Origin of the sequence: Acinetobacter sp. YH12231 (assembly GCF_013417755.1) — a bacterium.
Lineage (GTDB): Bacteria > Pseudomonadota > Gammaproteobacteria > Pseudomonadales > Moraxellaceae > Acinetobacter > Acinetobacter amyesii.
In genome coordinates this window covers 45,122-57,553 of record NZ_VPDJ01000008.1, presented here as the reverse complement: position 1 = coordinate 57,553, position 12,432 = coordinate 45,122, and the positions used below count along the sequence as shown (strand labels likewise).

General features: G+C 41.1%; 11 protein-coding genes. 7 read left to right on the top strand and 4 right to left on the bottom strand.

Going from position 1 to position 12,432, the window contains the following annotated elements; genetic code table 11:
• The first annotated feature begins 256 nt into the window (after window positions 1-256).
• From purL to FTV11_RS05860, 3 genes are all read left to right on the top strand, one after another.
• Window positions 257-4,093, top strand: a complete 3,837-nt coding sequence (gene purL / locus FTV11_RS05865) for a phosphoribosylformylglycinamidine synthase (protein ID WP_180073581.1) — start codon at window positions 257-259, stop codon at window positions 4,091-4,093.
• A gap of 326 nt (window positions 4,094-4,419) precedes the next feature.
• Entirely contained in the window at window positions 4,420-4,548 is a 129-nt protein-coding gene (locus tag FTV11_RS17075; RefSeq protein WP_257223191.1) for a KGW motif small protein, read from the top strand.
• Between the two features lie 78 nt (window positions 4,549-4,626).
• Window positions 4,627-5,082, top strand: a complete 456-nt coding sequence (locus FTV11_RS05860; RefSeq protein ID WP_180007616.1) for a hypothetical protein — start codon at window positions 4,627-4,629, stop codon at window positions 5,080-5,082.
• A 41-nt stretch (window positions 5,083-5,123) separates the two neighbouring features.
• On the opposite strand, the gene FTV11_RS05855 is transcribed toward FTV11_RS05860, so the two are convergent.
• The gene (locus FTV11_RS05855) at window positions 5,124-6,866 is read right to left on the bottom strand and encodes an FAD-dependent monooxygenase (RefSeq protein ID WP_180073580.1); all 1,743 of its coding nucleotides are present in this window, start codon (window positions 6,864-6,866) and stop codon (window positions 5,124-5,126) included.
• Window positions 6,867-7,022: 156 nt separating this feature from the next.
• On the opposite strand from FTV11_RS05855, the gene FTV11_RS05850 reads away from it, so the two are divergent.
• Entirely contained in the window at window positions 7,023-7,904 is an 882-nt protein-coding gene (locus tag FTV11_RS05850) for a LysR family transcriptional regulator (RefSeq protein WP_180073579.1), read from the top strand.
• A 15-nt stretch (window positions 7,905-7,919) separates the two neighbouring features.
• Window positions 7,920-8,237 carry a YqfO family protein gene (locus tag FTV11_RS05845; protein WP_180007618.1) on the top strand — a complete coding sequence of 106 codons (318 nt, stop codon included), beginning with the start codon at window positions 7,920-7,922 and terminating at the stop codon, window positions 8,235-8,237.
• A 175-nt stretch (window positions 8,238-8,412) separates the two neighbouring features.
• On the opposite strand, the gene FTV11_RS05840 is transcribed toward FTV11_RS05845, so the two are convergent.
• On the bottom strand, window positions 8,413-9,186 hold the full coding sequence (locus tag FTV11_RS05840) for a nitroreductase family protein (RefSeq protein ID WP_180009959.1): 774 nt from the start codon (window positions 9,184-9,186) through the stop codon (window positions 8,413-8,415).
• Between the two features lie 95 nt (window positions 9,187-9,281).
• On the bottom strand, window positions 9,282-10,082 hold the full coding sequence (locus FTV11_RS05835; protein WP_078190356.1) for an enoyl-CoA hydratase-related protein: 801 nt from the start codon (window positions 10,080-10,082) through the stop codon (window positions 9,282-9,284).
• Window positions 10,083-10,188: 106 nt separating this feature from the next.
• On the opposite strand from FTV11_RS05835, the gene FTV11_RS05830 reads away from it, so the two are divergent.
• Complete coding sequence (locus tag FTV11_RS05830; protein WP_180007619.1) at window positions 10,189-10,758, top strand: nicotinate-nicotinamide nucleotide adenylyltransferase; 570 nt, start codon at window positions 10,189-10,191, stop codon at window positions 10,756-10,758.
• 87 nt (window positions 10,759-10,845) lie between these two features.
• Window positions 10,846-11,412: a YceI family protein gene (locus FTV11_RS05825; protein ID WP_180073578.1), complete on the top strand. Its 567-nt coding sequence runs from the start codon at window positions 10,846-10,848 to the stop codon at window positions 11,410-11,412.
• A 17-nt stretch (window positions 11,413-11,429) separates the two neighbouring features.
• Here the strand turns inward: FTV11_RS05825 and FTV11_RS05820 are convergent, their stop codons facing one another.
• Window positions 11,430-12,317 (bottom strand): LysR family transcriptional regulator ArgP, encoded by an 888-nt coding sequence (locus tag FTV11_RS05820; protein ID WP_180073577.1) that lies wholly within the window; start codon window positions 12,315-12,317, stop codon window positions 11,430-11,432.
• Window positions 12,318-12,432 lie beyond the last annotated feature (115 nt).

Sequence of the window (12,432 nt, the reverse complement as noted above, 5' to 3'; positions counted from 1 at the left end):
GAAAGCTTCAAAATTCTAAATTTGATATTAATTTTCGATTAATGTTTTTTACAATTTATTTTGTGCTAAGCTGCACTGCTGTATTCAATCTTTTTGACTGAAAATAAAAACAAAATTTAAAAAATCTTGTGCCATTCTCGAACAGAAAATGCTTTTCCCATCTAGCTGATTTCACCAATACACAGTAGAATATGCGCTCTCTTCAAGTCACATTGCGGCTTGGTTCAAAAGACCAGCCCGTGGAGCCAAAATCAGCATGTTTATCGTGGCCGGTGCACCAGCACACTCTTCTTTTAAGAAAACGCAACTATTAACACGTCTATCTTCGATTAGTTCTGTTCAAGAAATTGAAAGCCAATTGGTCTATCTATTTGACCAAACGCTCAGCGAACAGCAACAGCAATCTGCTTTACAGCTGCTTAATGATGGTCAATCTTTTGAATTGCGCCAGCCAGCAAGTGATGAAGTCCAAATATTAGTGACGCCACGCGTTGGGACAATCTCTCCGTGGTCGTCGAAGGCAACAGACATTTTCGCCAACTGTAATACACCGGTTCATCGTCTTGAACGCGGTGTTTTATTTACTTTGAAGGGCGTAAATGCTGTTTCTGATGAAGTAAAACTAGCATTACATGACCGCATGACCGAAAGTGTTTTCAATCAAATTGAAGAAGCGACTGCGCTGTTCTCTGAAACTGAACCAAAGCCGTTAAATGCAATTGATATTTTAGGTCAAGGCAAAGAAGCTTTAGTGAAAGCAAACTCTGAGTTTGGTTTTGCACTATCTGACGAAGAAATTGATTATTTAGTTGCAGCGTTTAACAAGCTTGGCCGTAACCCGCATGACATCGAATTGATGATGTTTGCTCAAGCAAACTCTGAGCACTGCCGTCATAAAATCTTTGGTTCTGAATGGACAATTGATGGCGAAGTTCAGCCATTGTCATTGTTCCAAATGATTAAAAACACGTATAAAGAATCTCCAGATGATGTTTTGTCTGCATATAAAGACAACGCATCAGTGATCGTGGGCTTTGACACTCAACGTTTCTATCCGAAAAAAGACGAAGAAACAGGTCAGCACGTTTATAAATATAAGAGCCAAGCTGCTCACATCTTAATGAAGGTGGAAACGCATAACCATCCGACAGCAATTGCGCCATTTGCGGGTGCTGCGACAGGTTCAGGCGGTGAAATCCGTGATGAAGGTGCAACAGGCCGTGGCGGTAAGCCAAAAGCAGGTTTAACAGGTTTCACTGTTTCTAACTTGAACATTCCGGGCTTTGAACAGCCTTGGGAAGAAAACTACGGCAAGCCGTCTCGTATGGCATCTCCGCTTCAAATTATGATTGAAGGCCCATTGGGTGGCGCTGCGTTTAACAACGAATTCGGTCGTCCTGCTTTAAATGGTTACTTCCGTACCTTTGAACAAAATGTAAATGGCGACGTAAAAGGTTTCCATAAGCCAATTATGATTGCTGGCGGTTACGGTAACATCCGTCCTGACCATGTAGAAAAAGATGCAATCCAACCGGGTGATCTTTTAATCGTACTTGGCGGTCCTGCAATGTTGATCGGTCTAGGCGGCGGTGCTGCGTCTTCTGTAGACAGCGGTAAGTTAGGTGAAAACCTAGACTTCGCATCTGTACAGCGTGAAAACCCAGAAATGGAACGCCGTTGCCAAGAAGTGATTGATGCTTGCTGGCGCATGGAAGACCATAACCCAATCGTGTCTGTACATGACGTAGGCGCAGGCGGTATCTCAAATGCAATGCCTGAACTTGTGAACGATCACGAGTTAGGTGCGGTACTTGATCTGCGTAAAATTCCATCGCTTGAAAAAGGCATGTCTCCGATGGAGATCTGGTCGAATGAAGCGCAAGAACGTTATGTTTTGGCGATCCGTCCATCATCTTTAGAACTCTTTGAATCACTGTGTGCACGTGAGCGTTGTCCGTTTGCGGTATTGGGTGAAGCGACTGAAGCGCGCCATTTAACCGTTGAAGATCCATTGTTTGAAAACAAAGCTGTGGATATGCCAATGCAAGTGATGCTTGGCGGTACACCACGCATGAGCCGTTCATACGAAACGATTGAACGTAAAGGCGATGACTTCACTGCTGAAACTGTAACAGATTTGAAAGATGCGATTTACCGCGTTCTTAAGAATCCAACTGTTGCATCTAAATCGTTCCTCATCACCATTGGTGACCGTTCGATTACAGGTATGGTTGCACGTGATCAGTTCGTCGGTAAGTGGCAAGTGCCTGTAGCGGATGCTGCAGTAACAACGACTAGCCTTGTTGGTTATACAGGTGAAGCGATGGCAATGGGTGAGCGTCCACCAGTTGCGTTGTTGAATCCTGCTGCTTCTGCACGTTTATCTGTAGGAGAATCAATTTCAAACATCATGTCTGCAAAAATCGACCAGATCAGCGACATTAAATTGTCTGCAAACTGGATGGCTGCTGCAGGTCAACAAGGTGAAGACCAAGCGCTATTCGAAGGCGTTAAAGCCATCGGTATGGAAATGTGTCCTGCACTAGGTATCGCAATTCCAGTAGGTAAAGACTCATTGTCTATGCGTACCACTTGGAATGACGAAGGCGAAGACAAATCTGTCACTTCACCAATGTCAGGCGTGATCACAGCATTTGCACCTGTGACGGATGTTCGCAAAACATTGACACCTGAATTGAAAAATATCGAGTCTGTACTTGTACGTATCGATCTTTCTAAAGGTCAATTCCGTTTAGGCGGTTCAATCCTTGCTCAGGTTTATAAAGCAATTGGTTCTGTAACTCCTGATGTAGACAGCTTCGATGACTTCAAAGCATTCTTTGCATTGGTTCAAGACTGGAACAACCGTGGTCTTATCAAGGCTTACCATGACATCGGTGATGGCGGTCTATTGGCAACTGTTGCAGAAATGATGTTCGCTTCACGCCTAGGTGTAGCACTTGAAGATCAATCTGTTGAATCGTTATTTGCTGAAGAAATTGGCGCAGTGCTTCAAATCAGCAAAGCGGATTGGGCTGCATTAGAAGCTGAAGTTGCAGCGTCTAGCCTTAAAGATGCAATTGCAGTTGTGGGTACTGTAAACGATACAGATACTTTAACTGTAAATGGTTTGAACTTAGACCGTGCAGACTTACAACAAGCATGGACAGAAGTGTCACATCAAATCCAACGTCTACGTGACAACGTAGAAACTGCGGATCAAGAATATGCGTTAATCGCGGACAAATCACATGCAGGTTTAATTGCCAAACCAACATTTGATTTGAACGAGCCGATCGAAGCGCCATACATCAATGAACGCCGTCCAAACATGGTGATTCTGCGTGAGCAAGGTGTAAATGGTCATGTAGAAATGGCTGCTGCATTCGACAAAGTTGGCTTCAATACTGTAGACGTACACATGAGCGACTTGCTTGCTGGCCGTATCAGTCTTGATGACTTTGAAGGCTTAGTGGCATGTGGCGGTTTCTCTTACGGTGACGTATTGGGTGCAGGCGGCGGTTGGGCTAAATCTGTATTGTTTAATCCGAAGCTTCGTGACCAATTTGAGAAATTCTTCAACCGTGATGAAACATTCTCTCTAGGTATATGTAACGGCTGCCAAATGTTGTCTCAGCTTGCACCGCTTATTCCTGGCGCAGAAGCTTGGCCTCGTTTCCACCGCAATACTTCTGAGATGTTTGAAGCGCGTGCAGTTAACGTACGCGTTGAAAAATCGAACTCTGTATTGTTAGAAGGTATGGAAGGTTCAATTCTTCCTATCGCTGTAGCACATGGTGAAGGCCGTGTAGTTGCTAGCGCAGAAAACATTGCAGCATTGAATGCAGGCGATCAAGTGATCTTGCGTTATGTAGATAGTCAAGGCAACCCAACGCAGCATTACCCAATGAACCCGAATGGTTCGCCAGAAGCGATTTCAGGTGTAACGTCTAAAGACGGTCGTGCAACGATTATGATGCCGCACCCTGAACGTAACTTCCGTGCGATTCAGCATTCTTGGAAACCAGAAGATTGGGATCAAGACGGTGCTTGGTTACGTATGTTCCGTAATGCACGTAAATTTATTGGTTAATCTTAGATAGATGAATCATAGAAAAGAGCCGCCTTCGGGTGGCTTTTTTATGGTTAAAATTTACCAAAAGATATATTAATTATTGTGAATGCTTGTTTTTACACATATAATCGCTTTCGATTTTTAACCACCTACGGGTGGTTTTTTGTTGGTTTTTAAATTTTATTTCTCCCGCTGAACTTGGTTTAGATTTTGCTTTTATAATTGTGGAATCATGCTAGTGTGTATTTTATGCACAATAACTATGCAAGATAAAAGATAGCAAGATAAAAGAAAGATGGATAACTAAACGAGTTCAGTATCAACACTCATGATGAGGTGATGACATGATTAAAACAGTGGAATATTCGGCAGTGGATAAGTCTGCGTTGCGTAGAAAGGGCTGGAAGCTTTTTGGTGCAGTCGTGTGTTTGCAGTTGGTGTTTTTAGTTTTGGGTTATGTTTTACAGATGTAATATTTGAACAATTGAAACCGCCGTGAGGCGGTTTTTTATGTAAACTAATGCATAATTAAAAAACTGCAAAAATTAATAATGAGCTTTAAACAATTTGTATTATTAAAAGATATAAAAATATTTTTACTTTTAGGCTTTATGTTTCCGTCAACATTGTTAAGTGGGTGCTTTCCTATTTTAAAAACGAAGCATCCGAAAATTAATATAACTGTTATCAATGAGCAAAATGAAAAGTTGGACGATGCAGAAGTATTTTTAAATCTTACAACATGGCAAGGCAAGTCTTTTACTGAATCTACATTAAAAAAAACACAGGACGGAATTGCTACATTTTCTGCAGAGAAAAGTTTGCAATTTATTCATATATTTCCAGCAAAATATAGTTGGTCGATTTGCGTTTATAAAAATGGATATAGTCAAAATAGTTTTGTGCCAAAAAGTTCAAATAATCGAACACAAAATTTAGTATTGTTGTTAGATAAAGCTGAATTAGGTGTAGAAAAAAAACAACATTGTTGGAAAGAAAAATCCTAAAATATTGAATTAATAAAACCACCCGAAGGTGGTTTTTTTGATTAAACAGCCAATTGAATCTGCTTTAAGACAGCCTTCAACGTATTTTCATAATCAAAAGCAGCATTGGTACTGTCTTGGTATCGCCAAGCGACATAACCATCTGGACGAACTAAGACAGCGCCTGATTCATGGATTTCTGATTTCGCATTCCATGTCCCATAAACGTCACGGTATTCACGTGAACCAATTTGAATCACATCTAAATAAGGTAGATTCAAAAATTCAGCAGCAGTTTTCCAACCCTTGCCTGAAAGACCTGTCAGTAGAGTGAAACGACCATGCCCAGTAATATCTAGAGTTGATTGCTTATCGCCTTTGGCATCAATAATCCAAGTATGTGGAACTTTAGCCCCCGGACGCGTGGTTGCTTGCAAGTAAAGCTGTTGATCTTTGGCAAAGATCTCAGGCTCAGATTCCGCAATCATGGCATTGGATGTATAGCGCTGATTCAACTCTACACCTTGGGCATTAAACTCAAAGTTTTTAATTTCTAAGGCTTGATATAGCTTTTGACGAATTTCTGCAGCTTGTTCATCTTCCGCAAAAATACGTTGCATCATTTGAGCTTGAGTTGTGATGCCTTGGTCAAAACCAAATACCTCTTTGAGATGCTTATAGTCAAAGCGAGATTGGTTGGCACGCGCCACGATTTGCTTGCCGACAGGCGCACGCTCTAATGTATAAGAATCAAGTAGAGTAGGAGCAGCCCAACCTTTAATGGCATATGCCAATTTCCAACCGAGGTTAAAAGCATCTTGCATACAGGTATTTGAGCCTAAGCCACTTGATGGTGGATGACGATGCACCGCATCACCACCGCAGAATACACGACCTTTTGAATATTCAGTTGCCCATGTTTGGTTCACATACCAATAAGATAGTTTTTGAATTTCGACATGTTCAATTTCAGCACCGACAAAGGCATTTAAACGAGCACGCACTTGCTCTTCGGTGACTTGTGGTTCACCTTTGGAAATATCAAAGCCCCAACCCATAATCCATTCATTCCAAGGCGTAATGGCACGGAGTAAGCCCATGCCCAAATCACCAAAGCTCGCTTCAGGGTTAACAATCCATTGCAAAATAGCAGGGCGGTTTTTCACATATTGTGAAAGATCTGCTTTAAAGGTCACGTATACCGTACCGGCGCGTGACATCACACCTTCAAGCGGTAAATCAAGTTGCTCAAGCACTTTAGAATGCGCACCATCCATACCAATTAAATATTTGGCACGTAAGCTAAATTCAGTCTGGGTAATACGATTAAGGAATGTTGCAGTTACGCCATGTTCATCTTGTACATGCGATAAATATTCAGTATTAAAATTATAAATCGCACCACGTTCAGCCGCATTTTTAACTAATAAAGCTTCCATTTTCGGTTGAATGAGATCAACCAATGGACAAGGGCTGCCTTTAATATAATCGCCATGACGTTCATCGCCCGTGCCCCAAGCACTCATACGGGCAATTTCTTCACCGACAAGACTCGTGGTGATGAGGCTTTCACCCATCTGTTCCCAAGGTGTGGCAATGTCGAGAACTTGTTCTTCGATACCTAAGTCACGTAATACTTCCATCGCACGTTGGTTGGTAATATGGGCACGAGGACTATTGGCTAACCAATTAAATTGGGTAAAAAGCTGAACCTGAATGCCGTAATTTGCCAAGGCCAAACCTAAAGTAGAACCCGCAGGCCCTGTGCCAATAATCAGAACATCGGTATCGTATTGCTGTGTCATACAAAACTCCATGTGTATGTGAAGCGCAAACTTGGAATAGTCCGCAGTCTAGGCAAATGATTTTCCGAGTAGAATGGATATTCATATAAACTATAGATCTATTGGTATTTTGACTGCATGACACGGGTGATGTAGTGAGTGTGTGGAGTGAAGCGAATGGAATTACGACATTTACGTTATTTTGTGACGGTGGCGAAAGAACAGAGTTTCACTAAGGCAGCGGAAAAACTATTTACAGCACAACCATCGCTCAGTCAGCAAATTAAAGACTTAGAGCAGGAGGTTGGGGTGCAATTATTTGAACGTTCTGCCCGAAAAGTCTTAATGACCGATGAGGGGCAGGCTTTTCTCAAATATGCCGAGCAAGCAATTCAAAATGCCAAACAAGCTGTAGCTGCAGCTCGCCACGTGGCGCAAGCTAAAAATAACCAAATACATATTGGCTTTTTAAATGTCGCAGAATTGAAAATTATGCCGAGTATTTTGGCGCAATTAAAACAACATATCCCAGATTTAAAAATTCATTTACATAGCTTGACGTGTACAGAGCAAATCCAAAAACTCAAAAATACTGAATTGGATATTAGTTTTACTCGTTATCACTTAAGTCATGACGACTTCACCAATATTCAGGTTTTAAGTGAGCAGATCTATCTAGTCGGTGCAGCGCATCTGCATCCATCAGATCGAATCTTAAAACTTCAAGAGTTAAAAAATCACACCATTATTATGTGTGAACAAAATGCTTCTCCTGTTTTTTACGATACCTTAAATGCCTTGATTCCTTTTGATCAGCAACAACATGATCACATGCTGTGGGTGACCAATGTCATGCAGCATTTAAATTTGATTAATATGGGCATGGGCCTGAGTTTTGTGCCCGAATATTTACTCAAATTTTTAAATGATTCGGTCAAAGTCATTCAAACAGATGTGGAATTACCGAAACTAGGTTTATATGCAACCTATCCGAATGCATCGAATAATGTGGCATTAAAAATGATTTGCAGTGCTTTAAATAATGTGACTGCACAATAGCGTCTGGAATAACCAATGTTAAAACTGATTTATTATGTACCTGAGTCTCACCTAGAGTCGACTAAACTGGCTGTTTTTGAAGCTGGAGCAGGAGGTATCGGAAACTATGAACACTGTGCTTGGCAAGTGTTAGGGACGGGGCAATTTAAACCTGTAAAAGGCGCAAATCCTTTTATTGGTGAGTTGAATCAGCTTGAATCTATCCCTGAATGGCGAGTGGAAACCATCGTGCCTGAAGATAAAGCGAGTGAAGTCGCAAGGGCTTTAAAAGCAAGTCATCCTTATGAAGAGCCAGCATTTGAGTTTATTCAAATGGTGGATGTGAGTTTTTAATTCACAATAAAAGTCCCCTCTCCTTTTAAAGGAGAGGGTTAGGGAGAGGATTTATCAGATTATGCCCCCTCATCCTCTTGCGGAACATGCTCCTCATCCCGAAGAGAGAAGGGACTTACCGATTATTTAAAGTTATGCAGCTAATTGTGGTTGTGACCATTCATTTGAAAGCAATTTATATCTTCTGAATAAACAGCTCACGGTCAAAACGATACTGCGGGAAGAACACACCATCTTTAGCACGTTCACCTGCACCAATCACCATCACTGGGTATTGCTGGGCATTTAATCCTAAAATCTTCTTCACCAAAGGTTCATCAAAACCTTCCATCATACAACTGTCAAAACCATAGGCACGTAAAGCCAAAACTAAGTTTTCACAAGCCAATGCTGTGGTTTTGCTCGCCCAAAGTTTTGCATCTGCTTCATTAAAAGCTGTTACAGGCAATTGTTTATCCAGTGTACGTGCAACTTTGAAAGCAACTTTCTTAAAGTTACCTAGGGCGTTGAAGTAACCAGTTTTATAGTTATAAGGAATAAACTTGTAATACTTCTGTACCGCTGCAGGTGCTTCAGGAAATGGAAATTCCGAAATATTCCGTTTTGCCATTTCATCTACACGGTCGGTACGCGCGACACAGACAATCAATTCAGCAGCAGTTTTTGCAGCTAGTTGCCCTAAGCAAGCTTTCACCAATTGTTTTTTCTTTGCAGGGTTCTGAACGACATAGAATGTCCACGGTTGTAAATTCGATGAATTCGGTGCAAGCAAGGCGAGGTCTAAGCATTCATCTAAAACGTCGTTTGGAATGGCCTTGTCGGTAAACTTACGTACAGAACGACGGCTTTGTACAACTTTTTTAAAATTCTCGATATCGATGCCTTCAGGCGCAGGCTCGTAGTAGCGTTTCTTTTCAGGTTTAGTTTCAGTTTGTGATACTGCAGTCATGTGGAAACATCCAGTTTTTTAATTTAGAAAATAGATTGGGGCTGAGATGAAAAAAACCACCCAAATATGAGTGGTTTTTTAGTTCCATTAAAACATTAATTGAACTGAGAGAAGTCAGGTTTGCGTTTTTGCATAAAGGCGGCAACAGCTTCCATCATTTCTGGAGAGCCTACTCGATCCATGAAAATTTCAGCTTCATGGTCAATCCATGCCACGATTTCATCTACATTATGTTTCATTAATGCTTTTGATTGAACCAAAGATGCTAGTGGAAGTGCAGATAACTGTGCTGCTTTTTTCGCAGCTGTCGCATAAGCATCTTCTTCAATGCTATTGACCAAATTTGCTGAAAGCGCTGTCGCACTGTCAAACTTCTGAGCAGTTAACAGTAATTCCGCCGCTTTATGGTAGCCGGCTTGTTGAACCAATAGCTTGCTCGATGCACCTTCAGGCGATAGACCAAGGCTCACAAACGGAATTTGGAATAGGGCAGTATTGTCGCTGTAGACAAGATCGCAATGAAGCAGAATCGTAACACCAATCCCAATGGCAACGCCGCGAACCGCAGCAATCAGCGGCTTAGAAAATTGAGCAGCAGATTTTAATAAAATGAACGGTGCGCCTTCTGAAGCTGGAGCTTGTCCTTTTTGAGCAGCAGATTTCATAAAATCTTGCATGTCATTGCCCGCACTGAAGTCCGCATCTTGACCACGGAGTACAATTACACGCACTGAAGTATCCTGATCAGCTTCATCTAATGCTTTTGCAATCCACAGATATAATTCTGTATACAGCGCGTTCTTCGCCTGAGGTCGGTTAATGGCTAAGGTCAGTACGCCATTGTCCAAATTCGCATTCAAATGTTCATGGGGTTGTTGAATACAGCTCAGTGTCATCGTACTATCCTTGCGTAAAAGTTTCGTTTTGATTTTATGCTCGACATTATGTCGCATATTTCAGCCTGTGGCACAACTGCTCAGTTCATAAAAAGTTTGATTTGATATGAAATATACATTTGATTATTTGGTTTTCATTGGGCGTTTTCAGCCGTTCCATTTAGCGCATTTGCAAACCATTAAAATAGCTTTGCAACAGAGTCATTATGTGCTTTTGGCGCTTGGTTCGGCGCAAAATGAACGTAATATCAAAAATCCATTTTTAGCGTCAGAACGTGAGCAGATGATCCTGTCAAATTTTTCAGAGCAAGATCAGAAGCGAATCAAGTTTGTGCATGTGATAGATGTATATAACGATGAAAAATGGCAAAAGTTAGTCAAATCTTTGGTGAATGATTTAGTTGAAACGAATGCAAAAGTCGGTTTGATTGGACATTTTAAAGATGATTCTTCTTATTATTTAAAATTCTTCCCCGAATGGGAAATGGTTGAGCTGGATAGTCTAGAAGGGGCGATCTCTGCGACACCGGTACGCGAGGCGTATTATCGTGGTGAAATTCAGCATTATGCTTTTCCTCAAGGTACCGTCGAATTTTTGCAAAAATTTCAACAGACTGACATTTATAAACAACTTCAACACAAATTTATGACTCAGGATAAAACAAATCTGCTATAAAAAAACGCTAAAATTTCTAGCACTACAATGGAGCAAAAAAATAAACGTTGTAGTGATTTTAGGCTGTGTTTTATTCAGGAGAAAAACATGAATTTGCGTCACGGAACGTTAGCAAAATATATGGGAGCCTTCGCTTTATGCTGCGTATTGCCCCTACATGCTGCTGAGTGGACGCTAACGCCTAATAGTCAGGTCACATTTGGCATTAAATCTGTGGGCTTATCTATTGTTGAAGGACGCTTTAATAAGGTTCAGTCGAATCTTAAGTTTGATCCTGAAGTTCCGCATAAAGGTTCAGCGCATTTAGTGTTAGATGTAGATAGCATCAGTTTTAGTAACCCAAGCTTAAAGGGATTGATCTTGGGCAGTGAATATTTTGATGCTGCTGAATTTAAGCAAGTGAAGTTTGTCAGTAAACAAATCGAACCCGTGGCATATGCGAAGTATATGATTCGAGGGGATCTGACCATTCGTGGCATCACTAAGCCTGTGATCTTCGATACCACACTCACCCCAAGTCCGCAAAATCCAAAAGTGTTGGATGTTCAATCTTTAGCAACCATTAAGCGTAGTGATTTTGGTATGCGTAAAGCACTCGGTGGAGTAGGTGAGCAAGTATTGATACAACTCAAAGGCCAATGGCGACTTGAATAAACCCAGTCTTATTGGATTTAACACATATGATCATTGGCATGTTGCAGCACAACAGCAGTCAATTTTTGTAATTGAACAGATTGTTGGTTCCAGTGATGCCAATACAAGGCTAAATCAATACTGAGTTCCGTTGAAAGCTCTATCAATTTTCCCACTGCTAATAAGTCTTTACTTTGATAGTCGGGTAACCATCCGTAGCCCAAGCCCATCGTAATGGCATCAAAAAATGCTGTTGAAGAGGGAATGAAATGATGTGGATATTGTGAAGGATTGAGTCCGAAATTTTTCTGAATCGATTGCGTATGTAAGTCATCTTTCTCATTAAAAATCAGTGCAGGCGCAGCCCTTAACGCATTTCGCGTCACACCTTGACCGAACCATCTTTGGATAAAATCAGGGGTTGCTACAAATCGATAATGCATTTCTCCCAGATATTCTGCGACGCAGCCTTTCATGGCTTCTGATTCTGTTGTAACACAGGCATTGACCAGTCCTGCTTCTAATAAATGATGTGTTTGTGACTGATCATCGACCTGAAAATGAATCACGATTTTTTCTTCAATTAAGAGATCTTTGAGTAGCGGAAGCAACCATGTCGCAAGTGAGTCAGCATTGGTTGCAATATTGACTTGATAGAAAGCATTCGCCGTTTGTCCTGTTAGATTTTGCAGAAAATTATGTTCTAGTAATTTGCTGTGTTGTAAATAATGCAATAAAGATTGGCCTGCGAGTGTTGGGCGGCAGGGCCGTTCACGCACAATGAGCACATGACCTAATTTCTTTTCTAAGGTTTGTAGCCTGAGCGTGACCGCAGATGCCGTAATATTTAAACGCAGTGCCGCTTGTTCAAAGCTTCCTGTTTCTGCAACCGCAAGAAATGCTTCACTATGTTTGCTTTGTAACATGAGTCACCTACGAGTATTAGAAATTACATAAACTAAGAAAAACTTAGTTATATTGATATTTATTTATAAATACTTATTTTTAGCAATAAGCTTAGATAATAGCAAGATTCATTTA

Excerpts from the sequence above, each read along its gene's own strand:
- purL (WP_180073581.1), top strand. The coding sequence starts at position 257 with ATGTTTATCGTGGCCGGTGCACCAGCACACTCTTCTTTTAAGAAAACG.
- FTV11_RS17075 (WP_257223191.1), top strand. The coding sequence starts at position 4,420 with ATGATTAAAACAGTGGAATATTCGGCAGTGGATAAGTCTGCGTTGCGT.
- FTV11_RS05860 (WP_180007616.1), top strand. The coding sequence starts at position 4,627 with ATGAGCTTTAAACAATTTGTATTATTAAAAGATATAAAAATATTTTTA.
- FTV11_RS05855 (WP_180073580.1), bottom strand. The coding sequence starts at position 6,866 with ATGACACAGCAATACGATACCGATGTTCTGATTATTGGCACAGGGCCT.
- FTV11_RS05850 (WP_180073579.1), top strand. The coding sequence starts at position 7,023 with ATGGAATTACGACATTTACGTTATTTTGTGACGGTGGCGAAAGAACAG.
- FTV11_RS05845 (WP_180007618.1), top strand. The coding sequence starts at position 7,920 with ATGTTAAAACTGATTTATTATGTACCTGAGTCTCACCTAGAGTCGACT.
- FTV11_RS05840 (WP_180009959.1), bottom strand. The coding sequence starts at position 9,186 with ATGACTGCAGTATCACAAACTGAAACTAAACCTGAAAAGAAACGCTAC.
- FTV11_RS05835 (WP_078190356.1), bottom strand. The coding sequence starts at position 10,082 with ATGACACTGAGCTGTATTCAACAACCCCATGAACATTTGAATGCGAAT.
- FTV11_RS05830 (WP_180007619.1), top strand. The coding sequence starts at position 10,189 with ATGAAATATACATTTGATTATTTGGTTTTCATTGGGCGTTTTCAGCCG.
- FTV11_RS05825 (WP_180073578.1), top strand. The coding sequence starts at position 10,846 with ATGAATTTGCGTCACGGAACGTTAGCAAAATATATGGGAGCCTTCGCT.
- FTV11_RS05820 (WP_180073577.1), bottom strand. The coding sequence starts at position 12,317 with ATGTTACAAAGCAAACATAGTGAAGCATTTCTTGCGGTTGCAGAAACA.